We start from the raw sequence: 26,515 nt of genomic DNA on the forward strand, positions 1-26,515 counted from the left end.
CCCATAATGGGAAGCTCAAGCGGCGCTTGACTTGCAGTCGAGAACGTCCGAGCATAGCCCCATGCAGATTATCCGACCCGCGGCCCTCGGGCTGGCACTCGTCCTCATCCTGTCCTCGGCCCTGGCCGGGCCGGCGCCCTATTACCAATGGCGCAGCAAACTCACCGGCGAACTGGCCTGTTCGCAGACCCCGCTGGGTGAAGGCTGGGAAAAATCAAACGGTCCCTATCGGGACATGCGTTGCGAAAAACTCATTGTTGTTAAATAATGAAAGTGGAAGAGGCGGCGTTTTAACAAACATCGCCGCCAAACTTCATTACATAACAGAGCATCCACTGAGGAGACACCCATGTTTACCAGCCCGGAGCAGTTCGCAAACGCCACAAAAACCTTATTTGACCTGCAGATGCAGACCTTCAACGCCCTTGCCGGCAAGACCGTCAAAGGCGTCGAGCAGGTGGTCGCGCTCAACCTGAACGCGGCAAAAAGCTCGGTCGACAGCACGATGGCAGCCGGCCGCAGCATGGCCGAAGCCACCCAGGCCGGCAATCCGAAAGCCGCCTTCGACACCCTGGCCGCGCGCATGCAGCCGGCCGCCGGCGTCACCAATGCCACCGAGTACGCGACCCAGCTCAAGTCCATCATCGACGAGATGCACGATGAGTTCCGCGGCGCCGCCGATGCCCACGTGGCGGAAGCGAAGAACACACTGTCGGCGCTGATCTACGACGTCACCCAGAACGTCAAGCCGGGTTCGGAGAACGCGGTCGAGATCATCAAGGCCGCGATCGAGAATGCCTTCAAGGGCTACGAGCAGGTAACCAACGCCACCCGCCAGGCGGTGCAGAACGTCGAAGCCCAGTTCGAGCGCGCCAGCTCGATCGTGACGCCGGGCGCGGCCAAGGCGCAAAAGCCCGAGTAATCGCCCCCAGTGCACGTCCGCATCCGGCGTCACGGCGCCGGATGTTCGATCCCCAGCAAGTCTTCCAGCCGCGCCAGCGAGGCGTCATCCTTGATCACCGAACGCAGCCAGGCGTGCAGCGGCTGCTCGCCCCAGCGCGCCGCCTTCTCGGCCAGGTAGGCTACCGGGCTGTGCGGCTCGGTGCGGCGGAAGAATTCGGCCACCTGGCGCAGCTGGGCCAGCGCCTGGTCGCGGTGCGCCACCTGCCCGTCGACCCGCACAGGCAAAGCCAGCGCAGTGACCGCGCCGCCGGTCGCCGCCGCCTCGGGCGTGGTCGGCGCCGCGCCCGCCATCGCCACCGGCTTGATCAAGTCGACCACGTCGCCCAGCGCGGCCCGCCCGACGCTATAGCCCGGCCCATCGGCGCCGAGCTGGCCGTCGACTACCCGTTCCAGTTCCTGCAAGGCCGCCAGGCAGGCTTCGCAATCGGCCAGCAGCGCCTGCACGAAGGCGCCCTTGCTGCGCGTACGCACCGTCTCCAGCTCGGCCACCGCTTCCGGCCCCTTGGCGCGCGCGACTTCCCAGGCCTGCAGCGTCAAGACGCCGTTCTCGGCCAGCGGCATCGTCTTGACCAGCGGCGCAATACGCCCCGCGAGCCAGGACAGGTTGCCGATGCGGCGCTCGAAGCCATCCTCGTCGGCCTGCGGGTGCAGCCCTTCCCAGTAACGCTCGCACAGCGCCGCCACCAATCCGAGGCCTTCGGCCAGGCCGCGCATGCCGCCGGTCTTCGCATTCGCCTCGGCCAGCCACACGGCCAGTTGCAAATCCTTGCTGCGGGTTTGCAGCAAGCCGGTGCAGCGCTTGCCGACCAGCTTCCAGTCGGCTTCCTTGAGCGCCGTAACCCAGGCGCCCTGCTCCAGCGAAGGATCGTCGGCCAGGCGCGCACGCGCGATCTCGTCGACCTCGGGCGAAAACGCCAGGTCGGCGCCGCAGGGATTGTCCGGCGCGATCGGCGCCAGCAAAGCATCGATGTCCATCATGGCGCCCTCCTCAGGACTGTGTCGCTTCGATCAGGTACTTGAACTTGCCGGCGCGGGTCGCGCCGACCTTCACGCGGGCGATGCCGCCGCCCTCGGCCATGCGCGCCAGCACGCTGTCGGCGATCTCCGGCAGCAAGGTGCCGTTCAGGACGTTGTCGACGTTGCGGGCGCCGGAATCGACCTCGGTACAACGTTTCAATACGGCCTCCACCAGCGCCTCGTCGTACTCGAATGTCGCCTTGTGGTTGTCCAGCACGCGCGCGCCGATGCGGGCCAGCTTGAGTCGGATGATATTGGCCAGCACCTCGTCGCCGATCGGGTAGAACGGCACCACCGCCAGGCGGCCCAGGAAGGCCTGCTTGAAGTGTTTCATCAGCGCGGGCCGCAGCAGTTCGGACAGTTGCTCGGGCGTGGGCAGCTCGCTCGCCGGCCTGTTCAGGCACGCGGCCATCAGCTGGCTCGAGCCGGCGTTCGAGGTCAGGATGATGATCGTGTTGCGAAAGTCGATCTGGCGCCCTTCGGCGTCATCCATCACGCCCTTGTCGAACACCTGGAAGAACATCTCGAGCACGTCGGGGTGCGCCTTCTCGGCCTCGTCGAGCAGCACCACGCTGTAGGGATTGCGCCGCACCGCCTCGGTCAGCACCCCGCCTTCGCCATAGCCGACATAGCCTGGCGGCGAGCCTTTCAGGCCCGAGACGCTGTGCGCTTCCTGGTATTCGCTCATATTGATCGTGATGAGCTTGCGCTCGCCGCCGTACAGGATGTCGGCCAGCGCCAGCGCGGTCTCGGTCTTGCCCACGCCCGAGGTGCCGATGAACAGGAACACGCCCTTCGGCTTGTTCGGATCGTCCAGGTTGGCGCGCGCCGTGCGCACGCGCTGGGCCACCACGTGACTCGCATGGCCCTGGCCCAGGATGCGCTCGTCCAGCATCGATTTCAGATTGACCACGGTGCGGATCTCGTCCTTGACCATGCGGCCCAGCGGGATACCGGTCCAGGCGGCGACGATCTCGGCCACCGTGTGGCCGTCGACCTGCACCGGCACCAGCGGGGCTTCGCCCTGCAGGGCGCGCAAGGCCTCGTTCAATGCGCGTAAATCCTTCGCGCCGCTGGTTTCGCTGCGGCTGCCGGAGGCCTCCAGCTCGGCGCGCAGCTTGCCGATCTGGGCGGCCAGCGCCTGCTCTTCTTCCCACCTGCGCTGCAGCACCTCCTGCTCGGCGGCGGCGCTGCCGCGCTGCTGGCCCAGCGCCGCCAATACCTCGGCATGGCTCGCGCCCGCACTGGCGTCGCGGCTCAAGGCCTTGACGCGCGCATCGAGCCGTTCGATGCGGCGCACGCAGTCTTCCAGCAGCGCCGGCGTGGCGCTCTGACCCAGCGCCACCTTGGCGCAGGCGGTGTCCAGCACGCTGATCGCCTTGTCCGGCAGCTGGCGGCCGCTGATGTAGCGGTGCGACAGACGCACCGCCTCGGTGATGGCATCGTCGTAGACCCGCACGCCGAAGTGCCTTTCCATCAGCGGCGCCATGGCGCGCAGCATGGCCGACGCTGTGTCTTCGTCCGGCTCTTCGACCTTGATCACCTGGAAGCGGCGCGCCAGCGCGGCGTCCTTCTCGAAATACTTCTTGTATTCGCCCCAGGTCGTGGCCGCGATCGTGCGCAGCTCGCCGCGCGCCAGCGCCGGCTTCAGAAGGTTTGCCGCGTCGTTCTGGCCGGCCGTGCCGCCGGCGCCGATCATCGTATGGGCCTCGTCGATGAACAGGATGATGGCGTGCGGGCTCTTTTTCACTTCATCGATCACGTTCTTGAGGCGGTTCTCGAACTCGCCCTTCACGCTGGCCCCGGCCTGCAGCAGGCCCATGTCGAGCGTGTGGATCTCGACGCCCTTGAGCACGTCCGGCACATCGCCCTGGGCAATGCGCAACGCCAGGCCCTCGACCACGGCGGTCTTGCCGACGCCGGCCTCGCCGGTGAGGATCGGGTTGTTCTGGCGCCGCCGCATGAGGATGTCGATCGCCTGGCGGATTTCCATGTCGCGCCCGATCACCGGGTCGACCTTGCCGTCGCGCGCGCGCGCCGTCAGGCAGGTGGTGTACTGGTCGAGGGCCGGCGTGGCGCGGGCGGCGGCCTGGGTCAGGTCCGAGGCGGCGTCCGGGCCGGCGCCCACGGCTTCTTCGGCCTGGATATCAGGCGCTTCAGTCGAGCCACGCGTCAAACGCTCCAGGTCGTGCTTCAGGCGATCGAGCGGGAAGCGCGCGAACAGCGGCGAGGCGCGCTGCGCCAGCTGCGCCAGCGACGGCTCGGTCAAGAGCGCCAGCAGCAGGTGGCTGCTGCGGATCCGGTTCGGCTGGCCCGTGCCTAGAGAAGCGATCAGCCATCCATGCTCGAACAGCAGCGGCAAATGGCGCGAAAACACGGGCGTGCGCGCACTTCCGGTGGCGAAGCGCCCTACTTCGCGCCGCAGGTCGGCTTCCAGGCCGGTCAGGCTGATGTCACACTGGCGCGCGATCGCGGCCAGGTCGCTGCCCGGCTGCTCGATCAGGCCCAGGAACAGGTGCTCGACGTCGACCTCGTACTGGCCCAGCCCCATGCAGATGCTGGCGGCGCGGGTGGCGGCGGCGCGGGTGGTGTCGTTCAGCTTGGAGATGAGCGTCTTGAGGTTGATGTCCATCGTGGCTCCCTTGTTGTAGTGGCGTGGTGGCGCCGCTCAGGCCCTGGGCGGCCGGGCGGTGCGGTTGATTTCGTAGTGCAGCGATGACGGCTGCAGCACCGCGTTGAAGTTGACCGGTTCGAGCAGGCCGTCGACCGCCAGGCGGGCGTGGATCGCGAAGTGCAGGCGGTTGACGTCGCCCGCCTCGGGTTCGAGCACCGCGCGCGCATCGAGCAGGCGCGGCTCGTGGGTGGCGATCGCATCCTCGATGCTGGCGCAGACGGCGGCGCGGTCGACGCTGCTGGTCAGGCAGAAACCGGCGAAGTCGATCAGGCCGTAGTGCAGGATCGAGGTGCGCGCCGCCGGATAGCCTTCGAGGTGGGCGACGTCCAGCGCGATGCGGGTATTGAGCAGGGCTTCCAGGTCGCGCGCGACGCTGTCCTTGAGCTGCTCGACGCCCAGCGCGGCGCCGGCCGCGCCCTCCTCGACCATCAGGCGGTCGAGCAGGCCCGGCGTGAAGCCTTTCATGGTGCCTCCCGGGGAATGTCGGATGCGCGGCGGGCTGGTGGAAAACGCGCAGCCGCCGCGCGCAAAAGAGCGGCGAACGCCGCTCAGACGACCTTGTTGGCCGCCAGGTCCCAGCCGCCGGAGGTGTTGCCGCCGGCGCCGCCGGTGACCTTCTGCTGGGTGTACTTCCACTTGATCTTCGAGAATTTCAGGCCGACCGATTCCTGGATGATGCTGCCTTCGGCCACGCTGGGCTTGATGCCGCCGATCAGGACGTTCTCGAGTTCGATCTCGAAATACTTGATGCGCTCGCCCTGGCCGTCGGCGCGCATAAATTCCAGCTTGGCTTTCGGGATCGTCTTGCCGGCCGAGCAGGTCTGCAGCAGGATCGGCGACGCCAGGTCGGCCAGCTTGGTCAGTGCGATCTCCTGGTGTTCGCAGCGTTCGGCCGTGTGGCCGCCGCCAGTGGACGCGGTGGCCGAACGCGGCTGGCTCACGCCCCACGCCACCGAGGTGCACTCGATCCAGTCCTTGTGCTTGTCGTCCATCGATTCGCCCTTGATCCCGTCGATCTGCAGGTACACGTCAATTGCCATGTTCTACTCCAAGTAAGTTAATGAAGATTGCTAGCTTTTGGTCGACTGCGGCAGCTCCGCGACCAAACTGAGCGAAACAGAGAGTTCATCGAGCTGGAAGTGCGGGCGCAGGAAGGACACGGCGCGGTACACGCCGGGGCGGCCCGGCACCTCGGACACCTGCACGCTGGCTTCGCGCAGCGGGAACTGCGCCTTCTGGTCCTGGCTCGCGTTATCGTCGAGCAGCACATATTGGGTCAGCCAGCGGTTCAGGTAATCCTCGACGTTGGAAGCGGCGGCGAAGCTGCCGATCTTGTCGCGCATCATGGACTTCATGTAGTGGGCGATGCGCGAAACGGCGAAGATGTACTGCAGCTGCGACGACAGCACGGCATTGGCATTGGCAGCCTCGTTGTTGTACTTGCGCGCCTTCTGGGCCGACTGGGCGCCAAAGAAGGCCGCGTACGAGGTGTTCTTGCAATGCACCAGCGAGATGAAGCCGAGGTCGGACAGCTCTTTCTCGCGGCGGTCGGTGATCGCGACCTCGGTCGGGCATTTCAGCGCCACTTCGCCCTCGTCGGTCTTGAAGGTGTGGGTCGGCAGGTTCTCGACCAGGCCGCCGCCTTCGACGCCGCGGATCGCGGCGCACCAGCCGTAGTCCTCGAAGGCGCGCGTCAGGCGGGCGCCGAAGGCATAGGCCGCGTTGCACCACAGGTATTTGGAGTGATCGCTGCCGTCCACGTCCTCGACGTAGTTGAAGCCCTCGGTCGTCATGCCATCAAGCGGGTGGTATGGCAGGCGTCCCAGGAAGCGCGGCAGGCACAGGCCGACGTAGCGCGAATCCTCGGACTCCCTGAATGCCTTCCACTTGGCGTATTCGACGGTGTCGAACACCTTGGCCAGGTCGCGCGGTTTACCCAGGTCGCCGAAGCCTTCGACGCCGAACAGCTCGGGGCTGCTCGAGGTGATGAAGGGCGCGTGGCTGGCCGCGGCCACGTGCGACATCTGCTCGAGGAAGTAGATGTCCTCGGGCTGGCGCGAGATCTCGAAGTCGCCGATCAGGGTGCCGTAGGGCGCGCCGCCGAAGGTGCCGAATTCTTCTTCGTAGATCTTCTTGAACATCGTGCTCTGGTCGAACTCCATGGCCGACTGGAAGTCCTTGACCAGCTCGCGCTTGCTGGCATTGAGCATGCGGATCTGCAGGTTGGCGCTGGTGGTGCTGTTCCTGACCAGGTAGTTCAGGCCGGTCCAGCTGCGCTCCAGCTTCTGGAACTCGGGCGCGTGCATGATCGCAGAAAGTTGATCGGAGATCATGCGGTCCAGCTCCGCCAGGCGCGCGTCGATGGTGGCCGACAGATTGGACGAGATCACCATCGTCCCCTGCATCACCTGGCTCACCAGCTCCGAGATCAGGTCGCGCGCGCGTTCGTGCTCGCTGCTCGATGCCGCCACGCGGCTTTCTTCGACGATCTGGTCGAGCAGCGAAGCGTCCAGTTCCGGAGCCGCCGCTGTCGCTTGGGTGGATTCGAATACCGCCGCCATCTCACTCCCCTTTGCCTGACTTGCGCAGGCTGTCGAGTTTTTCGGTATTGCCCAGCACCTCGGTCAGGATGTCTTCGAGCTTGTCGTTGCCGGCCAGCTTGTTGCGCAGGTCGGCCAGCTTGGTGCGCGCTTCGAGCAGCCCGGCCAGCGGCGCGACCTGGCGCACCACCGACTCGGGCCGGAAGTCGTCCATCTCGCGAAACTGCAGCTGCACCCCGAACTGGCCGCCTTCCGGCGACAGGTGGTTCTCGACCTTGAAGGTGGCGACCGGGGCGACGGCGCCCAGCACCTCGTCGAAATTGCCGGCGTCGACATTGACGAACTTGCGGTCCTTGAGGCGCTTCTTCTCGGCCTTGGGGTCGACGCCGAAGTCGCCGACCACGCCGACCACGAAGGGCAGCTCCTTGTTCTCGATCGCGTCGCCGATCTCGACGTCATAGGTCATCTGCACGCGCGGCGCGCGCACCTTTTGCAAGCGTTTTTGTACGCTTTCGCTCTTGGCCATATCGACTCCAGTGGGGGAAGATGGGATTACTTCAACACGTCGAACGGACTGGCGCTGCCGGCCGCCGGACGCGACGGCGCCGCCACCGCAGGCTGGCTCGGCGTCTTGCGGGTCGACGCCGGGCGTGTGGCGGGACGGGTCGTGACCAGCACCTCCTCGCCCAGGCTGGTGCGCAGCAGCTTGGCCAGGTCTTGCGCTTCGCTGCGCACCGAACCCTGCAGATTGTTCTTGCGCGTCAGGTCGGCCAAGGCCTTGCTGGCCACGCGCAGGCCGCTGACGGCCAGGATGCTGTAGGCCAGCGTGTCGTCGGGATCGCGCGCCAACGCTTCCTGCGCGCTGCTGATGGCGTCGCCGTACTGGGTGGCGTCGAAGCGGATCTGGGCCATGCGCACCCAGGGTTTCTTGTCGACCGGGTGCGCCACGCTGGCCGCCTTGAGCAGGCTGACGGCCTTGTCGCTCTGCCCGGCCGCGAGGGCGGCATCGGCTTCGGCATAGATGTTTTCGGACACGGCGGCGCGCTTGGCGGTCGTGCCCGTGCCGTCGGTGGCGCACCCGGCCAGGGCGGCGACCCCAACCAGCAGGGGTAACAGGCGTTTGCGGAACATGTTCGTCTCTCCAGTGGGTGAACAAGCCCCCATTATTCGCATCGCGCTTTTCAAGAAGTTGTGCACTGTCAATGAAAAAGCGAGTTCAGCAATCACTGTTGGATGTCGCTTGCGTTTGCGCCGTGTCAGCGCGCCCTGGCGCGGATGGGTTTCAATCCAACCTTGGTGCCTTAGGACAATTGCGAGGAGATCGTTGATGAGGACGTCCAACCGGGTTGAGCTGCTGGTCTTGGCAACCGCGCTGGCAGCGGCGCTCGCCGGCTGCGGTGGCGCCGCGCTGGCGCCGCTGGCCAGCGTGGCCCTGGAGGCGGCCGGCTTGCGCAAGCCGTCCGAACTGCCCGAGTCGCAAAAGCCGCCGCGCAACGTGCCGCTCAAGCTGCACGCCGCCACCCGCCTGAACGTGGACGCGCGCGGCCAGCCGCTGGCGCTGGCGGTGCGCCTGTACAAGCTGCGCCAGAAGGACGCCTTCGAGGGCGCGCCCTACGCCACCTTCCTCGATCCGCGCCTGGAGCGCGAAAGCCTGGGCGCCGACCTGGTCGAGGTGCGCGAGATCATGCTGGTGCCGGGCCAGCGCTACGAGGTGACGGAAAAAGTCGCGCGCGAAGCCGGCCATGTCGGCATCGTGGCCCTGTTCCACACCCCGGCCTCCGGCCGCTGGCGCACCGCAGTCAGCAGCCTGGATGCCGAGCGCGACGGCCTCAACGTCGGGCTACACGCCTGCGCAATGAGCGTCGGCTCCGGCACCGCGGCGCTGGGCTCTGTGCGCTGTCAATAATCGTTTATGACTTTCCTGCAAGCTAGTCTTTTCTGAACGGCGAGGAGGCAATCGTGATGCCATCCAAGGTCTTATGGGGCGAGGGATTATTCCTGCGGCCCCAGCATTTCCAGCAGCAGGACCGCTACCACGAGGCGCGCCTGAACCAGACCGCCTGCGCCTTGCACCCGTATTGCTGGGGCGTGCGCAAGCTGGCGGTCGACCTCGACGCCCTGCGCAGCGACATCCTGCGCATCGACGAGCTGTCGCTGCTATTCCCCGACGGTGAAGTGGTGCGCGCGCCGGGTGACGACGTGCTGCCGCCGCAGGTGCGCCTGGGCGACCTGCCGCCGGCGAAGCAGACGGTCACCTACCACGCCGCCCTCCCGGCGCTGCGTACGCACGGCGACAACTGCGCCAATGGACTTGACGGTCATGAAACCATCGACGTGCGCTTCGGACGCATCGACCGCGAGACCCAGGATTTATATACCCAGGCCGCCGACGCCCCCGTTACTTACCTGCGCAAGGCGCTGCGCCTGGTGGCCGACAGCGAGCCGCTGGAAGCCTACGAAAGCTTTGCGCTGCTGCGCCTGCGGCGCGTGGCCACCGGCGGCTTCGAGATCGATCCCGGCTTCGTTCCGCCCAGCCTGTCGATCGACGCCGTGACAATGCCCGGCGCCGGCCTCTACGTCGGCCTGGCGCGGCTGATGGAAAAGCTGCTGGCCAAGGTCAATGCGCTGTATGGCGACCTGCGCGAGCCGAGCCGCAACGTGGTCGAGATCCGCGGCGGCGACGTGTCCTCGTTCTGGCTGCTGCACACGGCCAGCGCCGGCTACGCGGCGCTGGCCCACTACCTGCACCACCGCGAGCTGCATCCCGAGCGCCTGTACGGCGCCATGCTTGAACTGGCCGGAGGACTGATGACCTATTCGCGCAGCTACCGGCTTGAAGACCTGCCCTCCTACGTCCACGCCGATCCGGGCCCGCAGTTCGCGCGCCTGGACGGCATCATCCGCGACCTGCTCGATACCGTGATCTCATCCCGCTACTTCACCATCGCCCTGCACAAGGACCGCGCGTCCTACTACCTCGGCGCGCTCGACTCGGGCCGCATCAATGCCCAGACCACCCTGTACCTGGCGGTGGCGGCCGACATGCCGGCGCTGCGCCTGGTCGAGGCGGTGCCGCTGCAGTTCAAGGTCGGTTCGCCCGAAGACGTCGACAAGTTCGTGCTGTCGGCGCTGCCCGGCGTGAAGCTGGTGCATGCGCCCCAGGTGCCCAGCGCGATCCCGGTGCGGCCCGACACCTATTACTTCGTGCTCGATGGCCGCGGCGCGCTGTACGAGGCGATGCTCAAGGCCCAGGCGATCTCGGTCTACGTGCCGAGCGGCGTGCGCGAACTGCGCCTCGAACTGATCGCGGTGTCGGCATGAGCGCCTTCGTCGAGCGCCGCGCCGCGCCCAGAGGTGACGCCGCCAACCGCCGCCAGCGACTGGTGGACATCATGTACGAAGGCTTCCATGCCCTGTTCCTGCTCAAGAACGGCTGCGGGCCGCAGGACAAGGGCGCCTTCGCCGACAATATGACGGCCTTCCTGGCCGACGTCGACCGCAGCGCCAAGGCGCTCGGCATCGCGGCCGAGGACGTGACGGCGGCCAAGTACGCCTATTGCTCGGCGGTGGACGAGATCATCCTGCGCTCGAGCTACGAGGTGCGCGAGGCCTGGGAAACCCGGCCGCTGCAGCTGCGCGTGTTCGGCGACCAGCTCGCCGGCGAGCATTTCTTCCACCGCCTGGAAGACTTGCGCGCCAAGGGCGCGCAGCAGGTCGAGGCGCTGGAGGTCTTCCATATGTGCCTGCTGCTGGGCTTCCAGGGCCGCTATGCGCTGGACGGCAAGGACAAGCTGGACTACCTGGTGGCGCGCCTGGGCGACGAGATCGCCCGCATGCGCGGCCGCACCCGCGGCTTCGCGCCGCATGCCGAACGGCCTGACCAGGTGGTCAACCGGCTGCGCAGCGACCTCTCGCTGTGGGTGCTGGCGTCGGTGTTCACGCTGGCCGGGCTGGGCGCCTACGTGGGCTTTCGCACGGTGCTGGGCAACGAGTCCGAGTTCGCGCTGGCGCACTACAATGACCTGGTGAAGCTGCCGCCGAAAGCGGCGCACGTGACCATCACCCTGCCTTGACCCCTTTGATCGTTGGCCCCAGCACGTCGTACCCGCGAAGGCGGGTACCCAAGTTTGCGTGCGCAGCCACAATCCTTCTTGCGGCTACGGTACGCGCTTGGATTCCCGCCTGCGCGGGAATGACGAGCAGAGGGTGCGGGACTACGTGTCGATGTGCAGCGGGCCAGATCTACTGGATCACCTTGAACTCGATGCGCCGGTTGCGCGCCTTGCCTTCCGGCGTGCGGTTGTCGGCCACCGGCCGGTCCGGGCCTTCGCCCGACACCGCGATCGATTCTTCCGCAATCCCCTGGCTCACCACATAGGCCTTGACCGCTTCGGCGCGCGCCTGGCTCAGCGACAGGTTGCCGGCGCGCGAGCCGGCGTTGTCGGTGTGGCCGATCACCTCGACCTTCACGCCATTGAGCTTTTTCAGGGCCGCCGTCATCCCGTCCAGCACCTCGGTGCCGGCCGGGGTCAGGGTCGCCTTGCCCGACTCGAATTCGATGATGCGGTCGGCCAGCGCCGCATCCAGCACGCCCTGCTGCGACACGGTCACCCGCAGGCCGTTGTTGACCGTATAGGTCGGATTGAGGCGCGCCGCGATCTCGCCGGCGATCTGCTGGCGCTGGGCTTCGCTGGCCACGTCGCCGCGCAGGCTGACGCTGTTGCCCTCGACTTTCAGCTGACCGCCTTTCACCAGGCGCAGGTTTGGGCCGATCAGGCTGCCCACGTAGTTGTTCCAGTTGGCCGGCGTCGACACCGTGCCCACCGACAGCTGGTCGACCACGCGCTGCGCGCCATACACGCCGCGCAGGCGCTCGAGCAGCGCGGCCTTGGCGGCTTCGTCGGCGACCATGCCGCTGACCACGACTGGGGCTTCGGCTGCGCCGGGGGCCGTCTGCGCGGCCAGCGGCAAGGCGGCGGCCATCCCGAGGACCAGCAATGAGATGCGCTCTTTCATGTCAGGCTCCAATGAAGGTCTTCATGAACAGGTCGCGCGCCAGCGACAGCGGCAGGTCGGGCTGGGCCAGGTGGCTCGACAGCTGGCGCACGTCGGCGTCGAACTGCAGCTGCTCGTCGATCCAGTCCGTGTCAAGCAGTCGCACCTGCAGCTCGGCGCCGACCAGGGGGTCGATCACGGCGCGCAGGGTTTCGGCCAGCGCCGCGCAAAAGCCCACCACCAGCACCGGCCGTTCTTCCTGGCGCGTGATGAACAGCGCCAGGTCGAACTGCGCGCGGCGCAGGAAAGGCGTGATCAGTTCGAGCCAGAAGGCGGCCACCGGATAGCGCGCCGCCGGGTTGTGCGGCAGCGGCAGCACCAGGCTTTTGTGCAGCTCGGCCGGCTGGCTGTGCATGACCGGTTGCAGCAGCAAGCCGAGCGCCAGCACCAGCCGAGCCACCCCGCAGCGGTCCAGCAATGCATCGAGCGAGGCGATCGTGCCGTGCTCCATCCAGCGCGCCAGGGCCGCTTCGTCCCCGAGCCCGATCGCGCTGTCGGCGATCGCCTGCAGGTAGGCGGCGGGGTCGCCCTCGCCCAGCACCTTGGGGCAGATCTCTTCCAAAAACACCCACAGCGGCGCGAACGCCAGCGGACAGCGGGCGACGAAGGCGGCGGGGTCGCTCACCGCCAGCGTGCGGGTGGCAAGAAAAGGGAAGCGCCGCCCCGACTGGTCGTGGCTGGCCAGCAGGTGGCCGGCCACCGCGTGGTGACGCGCCGGGCCGACCAGGGCGAAGCTCACCGGCGCCATCGCATCGTAGTGAAAGCGCCAGCGCGCGTCCGACGGCAGCAGTGTCATCACCTGCGCCAGCCAGGCGTCGAGCATGCCGATCGCGGCCGGGTCATGGGCCAGCTTGACGAAATCGGCGCGCGCCGGGACCTTGCCGAAGTAGCCGATGCGGTCCGCACGCATCATTGGGCTCCCGCGCTGGCCAGCGCCGGCGCTGCGTTCTGGACATCATGGCGGCCGACGATGGCCGGCGGCAGGCGCAGGCCGCGGAAGCCCTGGGCCTGGCCCTGGCCGCCGCCGGTGGACTGCGGGCTGCTGACGATCTTCAGGTCGACCGCCACCGACACGTTCTGCGCGCTCCAGCGCAGCTCGAACACGCCGCCTTCCTTGCGCGTGCGCTGGGCCGCCTCGAACAGGCGCTGCAGGCCGAACTGGCCCGGCTGGTTGAACAGCTCCACCGTGCGGCCATCGAAGGTGACGGCCGAGACCCGCGCGCCCGAGACGCCCTGCGGCCCCGGATGGACCATATTGCTCCAGCTCGGGGGCGTGTTCCGGTAGCGCAGCTGCTGGCCATCGATCTCGAGCGTGTATTCGAGCGTGCCGGGCGCGCTCAGGGGCAGCACCTGGAACACGGTCTGCTCCGCCCCGCTGGCCGCCACGCCGTTGTTCGACAGCGGCGCCACCCAGCCCGGGAAGGCGGCCACCGCCTGCGGCGCCAGCGCGATGCCGATGTCGGCCCAGGTGCGCGCCGCCAGCACGTCGCCGCGCCGCACCACCAGCGGTCCCATCGCCGTGCCCACGAACTTGGCCACCGCGCCTTCGGGCCCGAACACCTGGCCGATCTCGCCGGGGGTCGCCTCGACGCTGGAATCCTGGGCGAACGGGTACTTGGTGGCCAGGGTACGGGTAAACGGCTCGACCACCTGCGCCTGCCAGGTCTTGTTGATCTCGGCCTCGGACGGCAGCACGATCATGGCGAAGGTCTGGGTCAGCGGGCGCACCAGCAGCGGGCGCAGCGCCTGCTTCTGGCTGTCGCTCATCCCGGTCAGCATCTGTTCGTCGACATAGCGCAGCGCGTCGGCCAGTTCCGAACCGCTGCCCTCCAGCGTCTGCTGCATGAACTGCTTGGCGCCGGGACCGGGATCGCCCTGGTTCTTCAAGGCGTTCAGCCGCGTGCGCAGGCGCGACAGCGCATCGAGGTAGCCGGTCATCAGCGACGCCTCCTTTTCCTTGGCGCCGACCAGGCGCGCCACGCCCGCGAATTCGCGGCCGATGGGTCCCGCGCCCTGCTGTTGCTGGGCCAGCAACTGGGCCGGGTCGACCGTGTCGGCCAGGGTGCGCGCCTCAAGCGGCGCGCGCCGCAAGACCACCTGCTTGAACCACTCGATCACGCCGCGCTCGGTCTTGCCGACGGGCGCGCGCAGGCCGCCCGGATTGTCCCAGGCCGTCTCTTCGTAGATCGTGCGCAGCAGCTTGGCAATCGGCGAGGATTGCGGGTCGCCCAGGCGGTTCATGGCTTGCACGCTGGCGTCGAAGCCGCGCAGGTCGGTGATCGCCACGCCCTGCACGAACTTCGACCATTCGCGCGCATAGTCGGCCTTGTACAGGTCGATCAGCGCCTTCTGGATCTGTTCCGGGCTGCCTTCCAGCGTCAGGTCATCGCGCGCGGCGGTCTTGAGCACCCAGTCGACGGTGTTCAGTTCCTTGTTGGAGGCGTCCCGGATCGCCCCCAGCACGAACTTGTCCCAGGCCGCGCGGGTGAAGGCGCCGCTGATGGCGTGGCTGCCGGCCACCAGCGCCGCATCCTGCTCGCCGACGATGCGCGCCACCGTCACCGCCGGGAAGCGGGTGGCGGCGCGGGTCTTGATGTCGGCATACACGCGCTCGCGCGCCGGCGTGCCGCGCACCACGCGGCGCAGGTGTTCGCGGGTGGTGTCGAGCAGGCCCAGTTTGTTGGAAATCTGCGGCCAGGCCGGGTCGTCGATATGGGCCAGGTGGAAGGTCAGCAGGCGCTCGGCGCTGCGAATCATCTGCTCGCGCGGCATGCTGCCGCGGTTCGTCTCCAGCCAGCCGCGCCAGTAGCGCGTGAGCTGGTCATTCAGGTGGCCCGGCTCGGCGTACGATTTATTGCCCAGCATGAGATAGGTCTTGAGCGCGTTATAGGCGTCGCCGACATTCGTGGGCGACGCGTCCTGGTATGGCTGGCCAGGCTTGGCCGCCGGCGTGGCCACCTGGTTCGCCGGATCGAGTCCGGAAGCCTTGTTGTTCACCTCCGTCAGCATGGTCTCGAGCGCGCCGGCGACCGGTTCGACCATCACCGCGCGCACCCCGGCGAAGTATTCGTCGCGCAGCTTGCGCGCCAGGACCTCGCCCTGGTACAGGCCGAAGCCCAGCGCCCACGGCTTGTCGTCGGCATAACGTTCGAGCTGTTCGATGCGGTCCTGCAGGATGTCGAGCGCCTCCAGGCGCGACTGCAGGTCGATGCGGCCGGCCTGCAGCTTCAGCACCTTGTCGAGATCCGACTGCACATTGGCGACCAGCTGGCGATTGCCCATATACGACCACGACCAGCCGCCCATCGCGCAGCCCAGCAGGATGGTGGCGGCGAAGAAGGCGCCCAGCTTCCAGCGCGCCGCGGCCGGATTCGTGTAGCGCTTGACCAGTTCGCGGTCGGCGAAGATCACCTTGCGGAACAGCTCCAGCAGAAAATACCCCGACTGCGAACCTGCAGGCTCCCCCAAGGCCTCGCCGCTCTTCCTGTCCTGCAGCGCCAGGTCGAAACGGCTGGCCACGCGCCGGCTCGACAGGTCTTGCACGCTGCCTTCCTGCAGCGCGCTGGTGAAATAAAAGCCGCGGAATACCGGCTTGAACTGATAGGTATTCTCTTCGAACAGCGTGGCCAGGAAGGCGCGCAGCGGCGTGCGCAGCGCCGCGAATTCCAGCGGGAAGGTGAATACGCCGGAGCGCAGCGTCGTGCTGCGGTTGGCGCCCATGCCGGCCAGGCTCATTTCCTTCAGGCCGTCGACCAGTTCGTCGAAATGCTCGTCGAAGAAGGCCAGCACGTCCTGCGGCGCGGCGCGCCGGTTGTAGCGCAGGGTCGCGCCCCAGATGCGCTCGCGCTCGGCCTGTTCGCTGTCGTGGAAGAAGTCGAGGAAGCCGGCGACCAGGTCGGCCTTGGTGAATACCACGTACACCGGCGCGTGCACGCCCAGGCGCTCGGTCAGCTCCTGCACCCGGGTGCGCAGGTTCTTGGCCAGTTCGTGCGAGGCGGTGGCCGGGCCGGCCATCAGCTCGGCCACGCTGACCGCGATCAGGATGCCGTTGATCGGCGCGCGCTGGCGGTGGCGCTTGAGCAGGTCGAGGAAGCCAAACCACTCGGCGCGGTCGTCGTCCTGCACCGAGTAGCGCCCCGCGGTGTCGAGCAGGATGCCGTCGGTGGTAAAGAACCAGTCGCAGTTGCGGGTGCCGCCCACGCCCTGCAGCGCCTTGTTGCCGGGGATCGGGAAGCTCAGCCCCGAATGCACGATGGCGCTGCTCTTGCCGGCCGCCGGGTTCCCGATGATCATATACCACGGCAGCTCGTACAAGGCCGCGGCGCCGCGGGTCAGGCCCAGCTTCGAGGTCTTGATGGTGCCGACCGCCTCCAGCAGGTTCTTGCGCAGCACCGCGACTTCGTCCTTGCCGCCTTCGTCGGTGGCGGCTGCGCCGGCGATGGCGCCGGCCAGCTTGCGCGCACGGCGGGCGCACCAGGCGCGGCGCAGCATCCACCAGATGCCCCAGCCGGCCAGCAGCGCCAGGGCGCCGATGGCCGCCCACACGATGCCCAGGCCGAGCAGGCCGGCGCCGATTACCAGGATGGCCGCCAGCGCGGCGACACCGATCGCGACCAGCACGCGGCTGTCGGCTAGGTACTTCCAGAGTCGTGCCATGGCGGGGTCTCTTGTAGAAAAGTCTCACAGGAAATGGTCGCACGGGCATACGGCACGCTGCTTGACTCTGCGCAATGCGGCCAAAATCCGAAAAATTGCGCAACAAGCCGCCTGGCTCAGCGCCCCATCACACCCCGCATGCGCAACTCGATGTGGCCGAAATCCATCATCTTCCAGCGCCCGCCCCAGGTCAGGCCCAGCGATTCGGCCACCTGGCCATACAGCTGGTAGCCGCGCATGGCCCACGGATCCTTTTCCGAGATCACCAGCTTGCCGTCGCGCAGGAAAGCGCAATCGGCCGCCAGGCCATACTGGTGCCAGCTCTGGAAGGCGCGCGCATTGGTGACGTGGCCGCCGGTGGCGGCCAGCTCGTCCTGGCGCGCCGGGCTGCGGTAGCCTTCGAGCAGCGCCATCTCGTAGCCATGCTGTTCCTTCATGATCTTGAACGCCAGCAGCAGGCGCTGGCTGAAGTCGGGATGCAGCAAGCCCCAGTTGCGGCTGGCGCCGACCAGCATCGGCCGCACCAGCTCGACCTCGGCCGTGGTGAACACGCCGGGCGGCAGCGCCACTGGCGGCACCAGCTGCTCGCCGGCCAGCAAGGCCGCTACCTGCTCGTCGGGCAAGGCGGTGCTGCCCTCGTACACCGGCAGCATGGCCGGATTGCTCAGGGCCAGCGCCAGCAGCGATGGAATCAGGACCGCCGGCGCGCCGATGGCCAGCAGCACCTGATGACGGCGCACGCCCTGCACCACCCGCTCGCGCAGCGACAAAGTTACGCTGTCGCGCATGGCGCCGGCGGCGCGCGTGCCGGCATGGCCCCAGGCCCCGGCGCGGCCGGCCAGGCCGCGTACGGCATGCACGCCGCGCGACATCCATGCCCGTCCACTTGGAAAAAGAACAAGCCACGCCAGGCCTGAAGCGAGACAAACGTACAGAAGGGCGATAAAGATCAGCATCGGACTCCCCAAGATTGTTTCTAATCAGAACAGGAGAAGCCAATCTTAGGAGTAATGTCGTGCGTCCATCAGACGAAAATCAAGACAACCGCATGCATGCCCAAATGCGTCCCAACCTGATGTCGTCGCCGCGCCGCGGCGGCCGTGAAGACAGCATCCTCGCCAAGCTCGAACGCGAGCCGGCGCGCCGCGCTGGTACCGGGCAAGGCGCGCGCCTGGCCTGGTATGGCGCGGCGGTGGCGGTCGCAGTCGGGTTGACGGCGACGCTGGCCTGGCTGGCGGCCGGGGCCGGTCCGGCGCCGCTGGAGGTGGCGCGGACCGAGGCGGCGCCCGCCCCGATGGCGGAGATGGCCCCTGCGCCGGTCGAGACGGCCGTGATCGTCGACGCTGCGCCTGCGCCTGCGCCTGCGCCTGTGCTGGCGGCGGCGCCTGCGCCCGTTCCCCCGCTGCGCCTGCTCGAGCCGGCCGTCGTGCCGCCGGCCCCGGCCAAAGTCGTGCCTTCCCCCGTCAAGGCAGCCCCGGCGCGGCGCCCGGAAGCGCGCGCCGCCGCGCCCGCCCGCCCCCGCGCCCAGGCGCCACGCCAGGCCGCGCGTCCGGCCCGGACGGTCAATCCCGCGCGCGCCGGCGAGTCCCAGGACGACAGCGATGTCGCCCTGATCTCGGCCGTGATCTACCATGCCAACGGTCATGCCGCGCCGGCGGAAGGCGAATCCGCTCCGGCTCCGGCACGCTAGGCGTGGTAAATAGGCCGCACGCTCCCCGGGTGCGGCCAACCCGCCGGGCGGCCAGGGCCAGAAAACGCTATACTGTATATAAGTACAGGTGAGCGTTCAGTCATGATCAGGGTGTTGGAAAACGAGTTTTATTATCTGGATAACTTCCAGCGGGTCCTCGACTGGATCGGCGAACGCTATGGCGACTTGCTGGACGACGGCGAACAGGCCTTCCTGGCCCTGTTCCCCACCTTGCCGCACAATGCGCGCGCCCTGTTTGTGCGCATGGTCATGCGCAAGGGCAATCTGTTCCGTGCCAGCAAACTGAGCTATGCCGAGATCGGCTGCCCGGTCGAAGCCGCCGCACACCTGCTCGGCACCGGCTGGATCGAGGCCGACCCCGAACTCACGCTCGACGAGTTGTTCGACCTGCTGTCCAAGCCCGAGCTCGTCGACGCCTTCGGCGCCCAGCTGCCGCGCAAGACGGCGCGCAAGGATGAACAGCTGGACGCCCTGCGTCCCGTGTTCCCCGCGGCGCGGCGCTTCTCCGGCTGGCATCCGGCCTGTCCCGACGTCGCTTGGCGCATCCTGGTCAAGCCGCTGTGCGACCGCCTGCGCCTGGTCTTTTTCGGCAACCTGCACCAGGGCTGGACCGATTTCGTGCTGTCCGACCTGGGCCTGTTCCGCTACGAGAGCGTGGACATCTCGCCCGCCTCGCGCGGTTTCCGCCAGCGCGCCGACGTCGACCACTACCTGCAGCTGCATGCCTGCCGCGAGCGCTTCGCTGCCGGCGAAGACGTGGGCGAGGTGGTGCGCGACCTGCCCGTGCACGCGTTCGACAACGACTGGCTCGAGAGCCGGCGCGAAAAACTGACGTTCCAGATCGGCCAGCACTACGAAAAGCTGAAGGACTGGGACGGCGCCTACGCTGCCTACGCGCGCTGCCGCTTTCCCGGCGCGCGGGCGCGCGCGATCCGCGTGCTCGAAAAACACGAGCGCTTCGACGAGGCGCATGCCCTGTTGACCGTGGCCCAGGCCACGCCCGAGAACGACGCCGAGCGCCAGCATCTGGCCCGCATCGCGCCGCGCCTGGCGCGCCGCCTCGGCCACGCGCGCCTGGCGCCGCGCGGCAAGACGGCAGTCGAGCGCATCGAATTGACCCTGGCGCCGCCGAATGGCGAACGCTGGGTCGAAGGCGCCGTGCGCGGCCACCTGCACGGGATCGATGCGCCCGTGTTCTACGTCGAGAACGCGCTGGCCAACACCCTGTTCGGCCTGCTGTGCTGGCGCGCCGTGTTCGCCGCCATCCCGGGCGCCTTCTTCCATCCTTTCCACCGCGGGCCGGCCGACCTGCACAGCGCCGACTTCCACCAGCGCCGTCGCGCGGAATTCGCCGCCTGCCTGGCCGGGCTGGACGACGGCAGCTACCGCGATACGATCCGGCTCACGTACCAGGACAAGGCCGGCCTGCAATCGCCCTTCGTGCACTGGGACGGCGTCACACCCGAACTCATCGAGCTGGCCCTGGCCTGCATCCCGCCCGCCCACCTGCGCAAATGGTGCGAACGCATCCTGGCCGACGTCAAGGAAAACCGCACGGGCTTCCCCGACCTGATCCAGTTCTGGCCGAATGAAGGCCGCTACCTGATGATCGAAGTGAAAGGCCCGGGCGACCGCCTGCAGGACAACCAGCTGCGCTGGATCGACTACTGCGCGGCGCATGATATGCCGGTGTCGGTGTGCTACCTGCAGTGGCTCGAGATGGCGGCCTGAGATTCAGTGAGCTATTCCATCGCCGTACGCGCCCTGTGCGAGTTCACCGCCAAGCAGGGTGACCTCGACCTGCGCTTCACCCCCTCCCCCAGCGCCCAGGAAGGCATTGCCGGCCACGCCGTCGTAGCCGGCCGCCGCGGCGACGGCTACCGCAGCGAAGTCGCGCTGTCCGGCCAGTGGAACGACTTGCACGTGCGCGGCCGCGCCGACGGCTATGACGCCAATGAAAACCTGATCGAAGAGGTCAAGACCCACCGCGGCCGTGCCGACGCCATCCCCGACAACCACCGCCACCTGCACTGGGCCCAGCTGCGCGTCTATGGCCACCTGATGTGCCAGGAACAGGGCATGGAATCGGTCAACCTGGCCCTGGTCTACTACGACATCGTCAGTGGCGTCGAGACCGTGCTGCGCGAAACGCGCGACAGCGCCTGGCTGCGCGCGCATTTCGACGATCTGTGCCAACGCTTCTCGGGTTGGGCCGCCAGCGAAGCGGCGCACCGCGCGGCGCGCGATGCCGCATTGACCGGGCTGGCCTTTCCGCATGCCGACTTCCGTCCCGGACAGCGCCAGCTAGCCGAAAGCATCTACCGCGCCAATACCGGCGGCCGCTGCCTGCTGGCGCAAGCTCCGACCGGCATCGGCAAGACCGTGGGCAGCCTGTTCCCGGTACTGAAAGCAATGCCGCGCGAGAAGCTGGACAAGGTGTTCTTCCTGGCCGCGAAGACGCCCGGCCGGCGCCTGGCGCTGGACGGCGCTGCGACCCTGTGCCGCGCCAGCCAGGCGCCGCTGCGGGTGCTCGAACTCACCGCGCGCGACAAGGCCTGCGAGCACCCCGACAAGGAGTGCCATGGCGAATCCTGCCCGCTGGCGCGCGGCTTCTACGACCGCCTGCCGGCCGCCCGCGCGGCCGCCGCCGAGGTGTCCGTGCTGGACCGAGAGGCGCTGCGCGAAGTCGCCCTGGCGCACGAGGTCTGCCCCTATTACCTGGGCAGCGAGATGGCGCGCTGGTCCGACATGATCGTCGGCGACTATAACTATTATTTCGACGGCAGCGCCATGCTGTACGCGCTGGCGCTGAACAACGGCTGGAAAACCAGCCTGCTGGTCGACGAGGCCCACAACCTGGTCGGCCGGGCGCGCTCGATGTTCAGCACCGAACTCGATCGCGAGCTGCTGCGCCTGGCCCGCGCCGGCGCGCCGCCAGGCATCAAGAAAGCGCTGGAGCGCGTGGGCCGGGCCTGGACCGCGGTCGACAAGACGGCGCCGGCGTCCTATCAGCTGCTCGAAAAGATCCCATCTAAGCTGGTGGATGCATTGCAGGAAGCGGGCAGCGCCATCAACGAACACCTGGCGGCCTTCCCCGGCCCGCTCGACCCCGACCTGCAGCGATTTTATTTCGACGCCATGGGCTTCGTGCGCCTGGCTGAATCGTTCGGCCCGCACTCGCTGTGCGACCTGAGCCGGGACGCCGACCGCCCCACCCTGCGCGACTCGACGATCTGCATCCGCAACGTGGTGCCGGCGCCCTTCCTCGGCCCGCGCTTCGCCGCCACCCATTCAAGCACCCTGTTCTCGGCCACGCTCGGGCCCTGGCATTATTGCCTCGACACGCTCGGCATGCCGGAGAATACCGCCTGGGTCGAGGTCGAATCGCCGTTCAAGGCAAGCCAGCTCGAGGTCCACGTCGCGCGCGGCATCTCGACCCGCTACCAGGTGCGCGCCGCCTCGGTCCAGCCCATCGCCGAACTGATCGCGCGCCAGTACCACGAGCGGCCTGGCAACTACCTGGCCTTCTTCAGCAGCTTCGACTATCTCGACAAGGTGGCGAACGCGCTGGAGCGGCTGGATCCGTCGATCACGGCCTGGCGCCAGGAGCGCCGCATGAGCGAGCAGGAACGCCAGGGTTTCATCGACCGCTTCGTCGTTGGCGGCACGGGGGTCGGCTTCGCGGTGCTGGGCGGCGCCTTCGGCGAAGGGGTCGACCTGCCGGGCGAGCGCCTGATCGGCGCCTTCGTCGCCACCCTCGGCCTGCCCCAGGTCAATCCTGTCAACGAGCAGCTACGCGAGCGGATGCAGGTGCTGTTCGGCGCCGGCTACGACTACACCTATCTGTTTCCCGGCATCCAGAAGGTGGTGCAGGCGGCCGGCCGCGTGATCCGCACCGAGAAGGACCGCGGCGTCGTGTGGCTGATCGACGACCGCTTTGCCCAGCCGGGCATCAGGAACTTGATGCCGGCATGGTGGGAACTGGGGTCACAGTAGAACTTACGATAGCAGTTCGCGCACCTTCTGGTAACCGCTGCGGCTGATCGGCAGCTTGACGCCATCCTTGAGCACCGCGCAGTAGTTGTCCTTGCTGACCGGCTCAATACGTTCGATGGCGCCGACATTGACGATATAGGAGCGGTGGATGCGCACGAACACGGCGCCATCGAGCTGCGCTTCGAGTTCGGACAGGCGCTGGTGCTTCAGGTAGCCCTTGCCGCCGGCGCAGATCTGCACATAGTCGTCCTGGGCCTCGATGTAGTCGATGCTGTTGGCGGCGACCACGTGCACGCGGGCGCCGTCGCGGATCAGTATCCGTTCGAGCGGCTGCTGGCGCGCCTGCGCGTCCTTCACCGCGGCCTCGATCCGGGCCGGCTGCGGCGAACGCAGGCGCGCCTGATTCAAGGCCTCGGCCAGGCGCTCGCGCGAGAACGGCTTGAGCAGGTAGTCGAGCGCATGCACCTCGAAGGCGCGCAGCGCGAACTGGTCATAGGCGGTGGCGAAGATATAGTGCGGCTTGCCGCCGGCCAGCTCCACCACCTCGAAGCCGTCCAGCTTGGGCATCTGGATGTCCAGGAAGACCAGGTCGGGATCGTACTCGGCGATCGCCTTGACGGCCTCGAAACCGTTGGCGCATTCGGCCACGATCTCGACGTCGGGATGCGCCGCCAGGTATTCGCGCAGCAGCGCGCGCGCCAGGTGTTCGTCGTCCACGATCAGGGTTCGCATCCCTTACTCTCCAGTGTCGGCGGGCAGCACCAGCTCTACCCTGAACATATTATCCACGCGTGTCGCATGCACGCTCGCTTCAATCCCGTATTCCGCCAGCAGGCGCGCACGGACATTGGCCAGGCCAATGCCGCCGCCCGCGGCCGCACCTGCACCATCCGGATCGACGTCATTCTCCACCCGCAGCCTGAGCTGCGAACCGGCCCGTTCGACGTGCACGCGCACCACGCCGCCATCGAGCAGCTGGCCGATGCCATGCTTGACCGCGTTCTCGACCAGCGGCTGCAGGATCATCGGCGGCAGCAGGCAAGCCTCGGCCTGTTCGTCCACCTGGCGCTCCACACCCAGGCGCGGCCCGAAGCGCACTCCCTCGATCGCCACGAAGCGCTCGACCAGCTCCACTTCCTGGGCCACCGTCACCTTGTGATGCGCCTCCAGTCCCAGCGTGTGGCGAAAGAAGCCCGCCAGCTGCAAGGTCATGTCGCGCGCGGCGCCGGCGTCGATGGCCGTCAGGGCGCTGATCGAATTGAGGCTGTTGAACAGGAAGTGGGGATCGACCTGGGTGCGCAGCATGCGCAGCTCGGCATCCTGGGCCAGGAGCTTGAGTTCGAGCTCGCGCCGCTCCAGGCCGCGCGTGCGCTCGAATTCCAGCGCCAGGTAGTGGGCGCAGGCGGTCATCCCGTACAGCAGCACGCCGACACCGAACATCACCGCCGTCAAGGGCCGCGACATCGCCACGCTATCGCCCTCCGGCGCCAGCCACTGCCACCACGCGGCCCAGCCGGACGCCGCGGCACACCACAGCAGGGCCGCGCACACGGCGGTGGAAAAGAACACGCCCAGCACCGCCGGCGTCGACTTGCGCGCCAGCGGATAGGCGCGGCACAGGTAATAGGCCGAGAAGCCGCACACGGCGGCGTAGACCAGCACCAGCGGCAGCGCGAACAGCAGGCTCGCCGCCAGGCCGGCGCCGCCGGTGGCGGACAGCAGCCCGGCCAGCATCAGTCCCAGCATCAGCCAGGCCGCCAGGTATAGCGCGGCGCTGCGCCGCGCCCAGAATCCGCCGCCCATCAGTTGCGGATTTCCACGCCACCCATGATCGCGTAGCCGCGGATGACCAGCCGCTTGCTATTGTCCGGCGGCGCGATGGTCTTTTCCTCGAAGCCGCCCAGGATCGGCGTGCCATGCAGGACGATGGCCCAGTCGGGCGGACACTTGATGGTCACGCCGCCCCAGAAGGCGAACACATTGACCACCGCCTCGCCCTGGATCGAGGCGCCGCGCATATCGAGTTCGCAGCCGCCCATCACCGCCGTGATCTCGCCGCCGCGGAAGTTCTGGCTCGTGACGCGGCGCTCGTAGCCGCCCAGGATGGCGGTGATATCCAGCACCTCGCCCACGCCCACGTCGGCCGGCGCGCCGTCGACGATCGCCACCCCGTGTTCCAGCGCGCGCTTGCCGCGCAACGCCTTCGCCACCAGAAAGCCGCCAAGGCCGATCAGGACCAGCGGCCAGATGGTGCGCCAGCTGAAGTCGATGATGTCCATCCGGTCCAGCATCAACAGGATGCCGACGCCGACCAGTCCGGCCCCGAGCAGGGTGCCGCCCTGGGTGCGGGTGTCGCACAGCTTGACCGTGCCGACGATGACGAACAACATCGGCCAGAACGAGAAGGCGCGGTGCATGTCGACGAAGCCCAGGTTATCGAGCAGGAACAGCAGCCCCATCCCGATCACGAGCAGGCCGAGCACGACCTGGCTCGTCACGCCTTTTGCATGCGGATCATTTTTCATGGCGATTCCTCTGATTGTTGGCGAAGCGGCGCGCGATGAACGGATCCAGCACCAGCTTGACGCCCCACATCAGGATGAACAGCGGCCAGCTGTTGCGGAAGGTGAGGCCAAAGGCGTTCTCCAACACGGCGAACAGCCACAGGCCGGTGAACACGGTCCAGAGGCCGTTGCCGAATTCCTTCGGACTCGGGTAGCCGATGGTCTGGCCGATGCCGACCACGACCAGCAGCAAGGGGGCGTAATGCCAGTAATCCTGGGCATCGATATAGTGCAGGCGATCGAGCAGCACCACCGTGCCGACGACGATCAGGAGCAGGCCCCACAGCACCTGCTTGCGCCAGCGATAGGCATCTTCGGACTCCATTGCATCACTCCTCTCGTTATCGAACTGGATATACGATAGCAAACGGGAAGGCAAGCGCGAAAGCGCTATTCGGTGAATGGCTGCTGGAAGGCGGCGAATGGAGATATTCGGGAAAGCGGGACGTAAAAAAGCCCGCCTCGCAGGCGGGCCGCAGGCGGGCCAAATAAGGCGTATGGGGTGGATCAGGCGGCCGTCTGCGCCTGCTCGCGCTGGGCCTGGCCTTTAGGCTGGTTGCGGTACCTGGCGCGGGCTTCAGCCTGGCGCACCGCTTCGCGCGCGACGTTGGTGCGCTTGATCTCAAGGCGTTCTTTCTTGCCGCGGTGTTGGGCGATGTGTTTGCTGCCGATCTTGCTGGTCATGGATGTCTCCTGTGGTGGGCTGGGCGCCGCGTCCTCGCGGGACGTCGGCGCGTAAAGAAATAAGCTATGAAGCGATGCTCAGGAGCGGTTGGTGCCCATCTTGAGGTCGGCCGGCATCAGCATGCCCCAGCCAAGCTGGCGCCGGATTTCTTCCGGCGTCGGCGGCGGTTTCGGGTCGCGCGAGCGACGTTCGAGATAGGCGCGCACCAGGTGCTTGGGTGGATGCTTGACATCGTACATGGCAACCTCCGCTTGTCGTTGCGGGCCGCGCCTTGGACTGCTGGCGGCGCGTCCCTGAAATTGGTGCCGATCCTCGAGGCGACCGGCTAACCTGTTGAGGTTTCGGATGGCAGCGAATCGAATCGCGCGTTCCTCACTCAGACAGGTGCATCTTATCGAAACCGCAGCCATTGCACCGTTAGGTGACGCACACTGTGCGCGTCAATACGGTCGAGCAGGCCACTGATTGTCCTTATTCGCTAGCGCAAAAACGTCGTCCCCGCGAAGGCGGGGACCCAATTTTGCCTGCGTCTCGCAATCGCCGGCAGAACTTGGGTCCCCGCCTGTGATGTGACCCCTTGAAGTGAGACTCCACTTCAAGGGGTCTTATGAAGTACGACGAGCAGTTTAAATTTTCAGCCGTTGAGGCCTACTT

The 26,515-nt window shown here is 67.4% G+C and carries 25 protein-coding genes; 8 read left to right on the top strand and 17 right to left on the bottom strand.

Translation table 11 applies throughout. The features are described 5' to 3' along the window. The first annotated feature begins 61 nt into the window (after nt 1-61). Complete coding sequence (locus FVD38_RS12370) at nt 62-268, top strand: hypothetical protein (RefSeq protein WP_147935086.1); 207 nt, start codon at nt 62-64, stop codon at nt 266-268. 81 nt (nt 269-349) lie between these two features. Then, entirely contained in the window at nt 350-922 is a 573-nt protein-coding gene (phaP, locus tag FVD38_RS12375) for a TIGR01841 family phasin (RefSeq protein ID WP_147935087.1), read from the top strand. 29 nt (nt 923-951) lie between these two features. Here the strand turns inward: phaP and tssA are convergent, their stop codons facing one another. The 7 genes from tssA to FVD38_RS12410 form a co-directional block, all read right to left on the bottom strand. Beyond that, nucleotides 952-1,941 (bottom strand): type VI secretion system protein TssA, encoded by a 990-nt coding sequence (gene tssA, locus FVD38_RS12380; protein ID WP_147935088.1) that lies wholly within the window; start codon nt 1,939-1,941, stop codon nt 952-954. 10 nt (nt 1,942-1,951) lie between these two features. Then, entirely contained in the window at nt 1,952-4,612 is a 2,661-nt protein-coding gene (gene tssH / locus FVD38_RS12385) for a type VI secretion system ATPase TssH (RefSeq protein WP_147935089.1), read from the bottom strand. A 36-nt stretch (nt 4,613-4,648) separates the two neighbouring features. After that, nucleotides 4,649-5,119 (bottom strand): type VI secretion system baseplate subunit TssE, encoded by a 471-nt coding sequence (tssE, locus tag FVD38_RS12390; protein ID WP_147935090.1) that lies wholly within the window; start codon nt 5,117-5,119, stop codon nt 4,649-4,651. Between the two features lie 83 nt (nt 5,120-5,202). Continuing rightward, the gene (locus tag FVD38_RS12395) at nt 5,203-5,694 is read right to left on the bottom strand and encodes an Hcp family type VI secretion system effector (protein ID WP_123067557.1); all 492 of its coding nucleotides are present in this window, start codon (nt 5,692-5,694) and stop codon (nt 5,203-5,205) included. A 30-nt stretch (nt 5,695-5,724) separates the two neighbouring features. Then, complete coding sequence (tssC, locus tag FVD38_RS12400) at nt 5,725-7,215, bottom strand: type VI secretion system contractile sheath large subunit (protein ID WP_147935091.1); 1,491 nt, start codon at nt 7,213-7,215, stop codon at nt 5,725-5,727. A gap of 1 nt (nt 7,216) precedes the next feature. Then, the gene (tssB, locus tag FVD38_RS12405; RefSeq protein WP_123067559.1) at nt 7,217-7,720 is read right to left on the bottom strand and encodes a type VI secretion system contractile sheath small subunit; all 504 of its coding nucleotides are present in this window, start codon (nt 7,718-7,720) and stop codon (nt 7,217-7,219) included. Between the two features lie 26 nt (nt 7,721-7,746). Next, a complete protein-coding gene (locus FVD38_RS12410; RefSeq protein WP_147935092.1) occupies nt 7,747-8,325 on the bottom strand; it encodes a tetratricopeptide repeat protein in 579 nt (192 codons plus the stop codon). Between the two features lie 196 nt (nt 8,326-8,521). On the opposite strand from FVD38_RS12410, the gene tssJ reads away from it, so the two are divergent. From tssJ to icmH, 3 genes are read left to right on the top strand one after another with little or no spacing between them, the layout of a single operon-like run. Then, the gene (tssJ, locus tag FVD38_RS12415; RefSeq protein ID WP_147935093.1) at nt 8,522-9,100 is read left to right on the top strand and encodes a type VI secretion system lipoprotein TssJ; all 579 of its coding nucleotides are present in this window, start codon (nt 8,522-8,524) and stop codon (nt 9,098-9,100) included. Between the two features lie 56 nt (nt 9,101-9,156). Beyond that, nucleotides 9,157-10,515 (top strand): type VI secretion system baseplate subunit TssK, encoded by a 1,359-nt coding sequence (gene tssK, locus FVD38_RS12420; protein ID WP_147935094.1) that lies wholly within the window; start codon nt 9,157-9,159, stop codon nt 10,513-10,515. Beyond that, nucleotides 10,512-11,267 carry a type IVB secretion system protein IcmH/DotU gene (gene icmH, locus FVD38_RS12425; RefSeq protein WP_123067563.1) on the top strand — a complete coding sequence of 252 codons (756 nt, stop codon included), beginning with the start codon at nt 10,512-10,514 and terminating at the stop codon, nt 11,265-11,267. Before tssK ends, icmH begins: the two co-directional genes overlap by 4 nt. A 169-nt stretch (nt 11,268-11,436) precedes the next feature. Here icmH and FVD38_RS12430 read toward each other — a convergent pair whose 3' ends face one another. The 4 genes from FVD38_RS12430 to FVD38_RS12445 all read right to left on the bottom strand — a co-directional run bounded on the left by FVD38_RS12430 (nt 11,437) and on the right by FVD38_RS12445 (nt 17,861). Further along, nucleotides 11,437-12,210, bottom strand: a complete 774-nt coding sequence (locus FVD38_RS12430; protein ID WP_229493613.1) for an OmpA family protein — start codon at nt 12,208-12,210, stop codon at nt 11,437-11,439. Between the two features lies 1 nt (nt 12,211). Continuing rightward, on the bottom strand, nt 12,212-13,162 hold the full coding sequence (gene tagF / locus FVD38_RS12435; RefSeq protein WP_229493615.1) for a type VI secretion system-associated protein TagF: 951 nt from the start codon (nt 13,160-13,162) through the stop codon (nt 12,212-12,214). Next, nucleotides 13,159-16,905, bottom strand: a complete 3,747-nt coding sequence (gene tssM / locus FVD38_RS12440; protein ID WP_147935095.1) for a type VI secretion system membrane subunit TssM — start codon at nt 16,903-16,905, stop codon at nt 13,159-13,161. The genes tagF and tssM overlap by 4 nt, the downstream gene beginning before the upstream one ends. 116 nt (nt 16,906-17,021) lie before the next feature. Then, nucleotides 17,022-17,861: a M15 family metallopeptidase gene (locus FVD38_RS12445; RefSeq protein ID WP_187271570.1), complete on the bottom strand. Its 840-nt coding sequence runs from the start codon at nt 17,859-17,861 to the stop codon at nt 17,022-17,024. A gap of 92 nt (nt 17,862-17,953) precedes the next feature. Between FVD38_RS12445 and FVD38_RS12450 the strand changes: the two genes are divergently transcribed. The 3 genes from FVD38_RS12450 (at nt 17,954) to FVD38_RS12460 (ending at nt 22,612) form a co-directional block, all read left to right on the top strand. After that, entirely contained in the window at nt 17,954-18,595 is a 642-nt protein-coding gene (locus FVD38_RS12450) for a hypothetical protein (protein ID WP_147935097.1), read from the top strand. A 102-nt stretch (nt 18,596-18,697) separates the two neighbouring features. Further along, nucleotides 18,698-20,347, top strand: a complete 1,650-nt coding sequence (locus FVD38_RS12455; protein WP_147935098.1) for a VRR-NUC domain-containing protein — start codon at nt 18,698-18,700, stop codon at nt 20,345-20,347. Between the two features lie 6 nt (nt 20,348-20,353). Then, nucleotides 20,354-22,612, top strand: a complete 2,259-nt coding sequence (locus FVD38_RS12460) for an ATP-dependent DNA helicase (protein ID WP_147935099.1) — start codon at nt 20,354-20,356, stop codon at nt 22,610-22,612. Nucleotides 22,613-22,615: 3 nt separating this feature from the next. On the opposite strand, the gene FVD38_RS12465 is transcribed toward FVD38_RS12460, so the two are convergent. The 6 genes from FVD38_RS12465 to FVD38_RS26500 all read right to left on the bottom strand — a co-directional run bounded on the left by FVD38_RS12465 (nt 22,616) and on the right by FVD38_RS26500 (nt 26,100). Continuing rightward, a complete protein-coding gene (locus FVD38_RS12465) occupies nt 22,616-23,344 on the bottom strand; it encodes a LytR/AlgR family response regulator transcription factor (RefSeq protein WP_147935100.1) in 729 nt (242 codons plus the stop codon). 3 nt (nt 23,345-23,347) lie between these two features. Next, nucleotides 23,348-24,415: a sensor histidine kinase gene (locus FVD38_RS12470; RefSeq protein ID WP_147935101.1), complete on the bottom strand. Its 1,068-nt coding sequence runs from the start codon at nt 24,413-24,415 to the stop codon at nt 23,348-23,350. After that, the gene (locus FVD38_RS12475) at nt 24,415-25,137 is read right to left on the bottom strand and encodes a LiaI-LiaF-like domain-containing protein (protein ID WP_147935102.1); all 723 of its coding nucleotides are present in this window, start codon (nt 25,135-25,137) and stop codon (nt 24,415-24,417) included. Before FVD38_RS12475 ends, FVD38_RS12470 begins: the two co-directional genes overlap by 1 nt. Beyond that, nucleotides 25,127-25,501, bottom strand: a complete 375-nt coding sequence (locus FVD38_RS12480; RefSeq protein ID WP_123067573.1) for a LiaI-LiaF-like domain-containing protein — start codon at nt 25,499-25,501, stop codon at nt 25,127-25,129. The genes FVD38_RS12475 and FVD38_RS12480 overlap by 11 nt, the downstream gene beginning before the upstream one ends. A 182-nt stretch (nt 25,502-25,683) precedes the next feature. Then, entirely contained in the window at nt 25,684-25,860 is a 177-nt protein-coding gene (locus tag FVD38_RS26495) for a hypothetical protein (protein WP_187271571.1), read from the bottom strand. Nucleotides 25,861-25,938: 78 nt separating this feature from the next. Beyond that, the gene (locus tag FVD38_RS26500) at nt 25,939-26,100 is read right to left on the bottom strand and encodes a hypothetical protein (RefSeq protein ID WP_183407287.1); all 162 of its coding nucleotides are present in this window, start codon (nt 26,098-26,100) and stop codon (nt 25,939-25,941) included. Between the last annotated feature and the right edge of the window lie 415 nt (nt 26,101-26,515).

This window comes from Massilia arenae, from assembly GCF_008014745.1.
GTDB classification, from domain to species: domain Bacteria; phylum Pseudomonadota; class Gammaproteobacteria; order Burkholderiales; family Burkholderiaceae_D; genus Telluria; species Telluria arenae.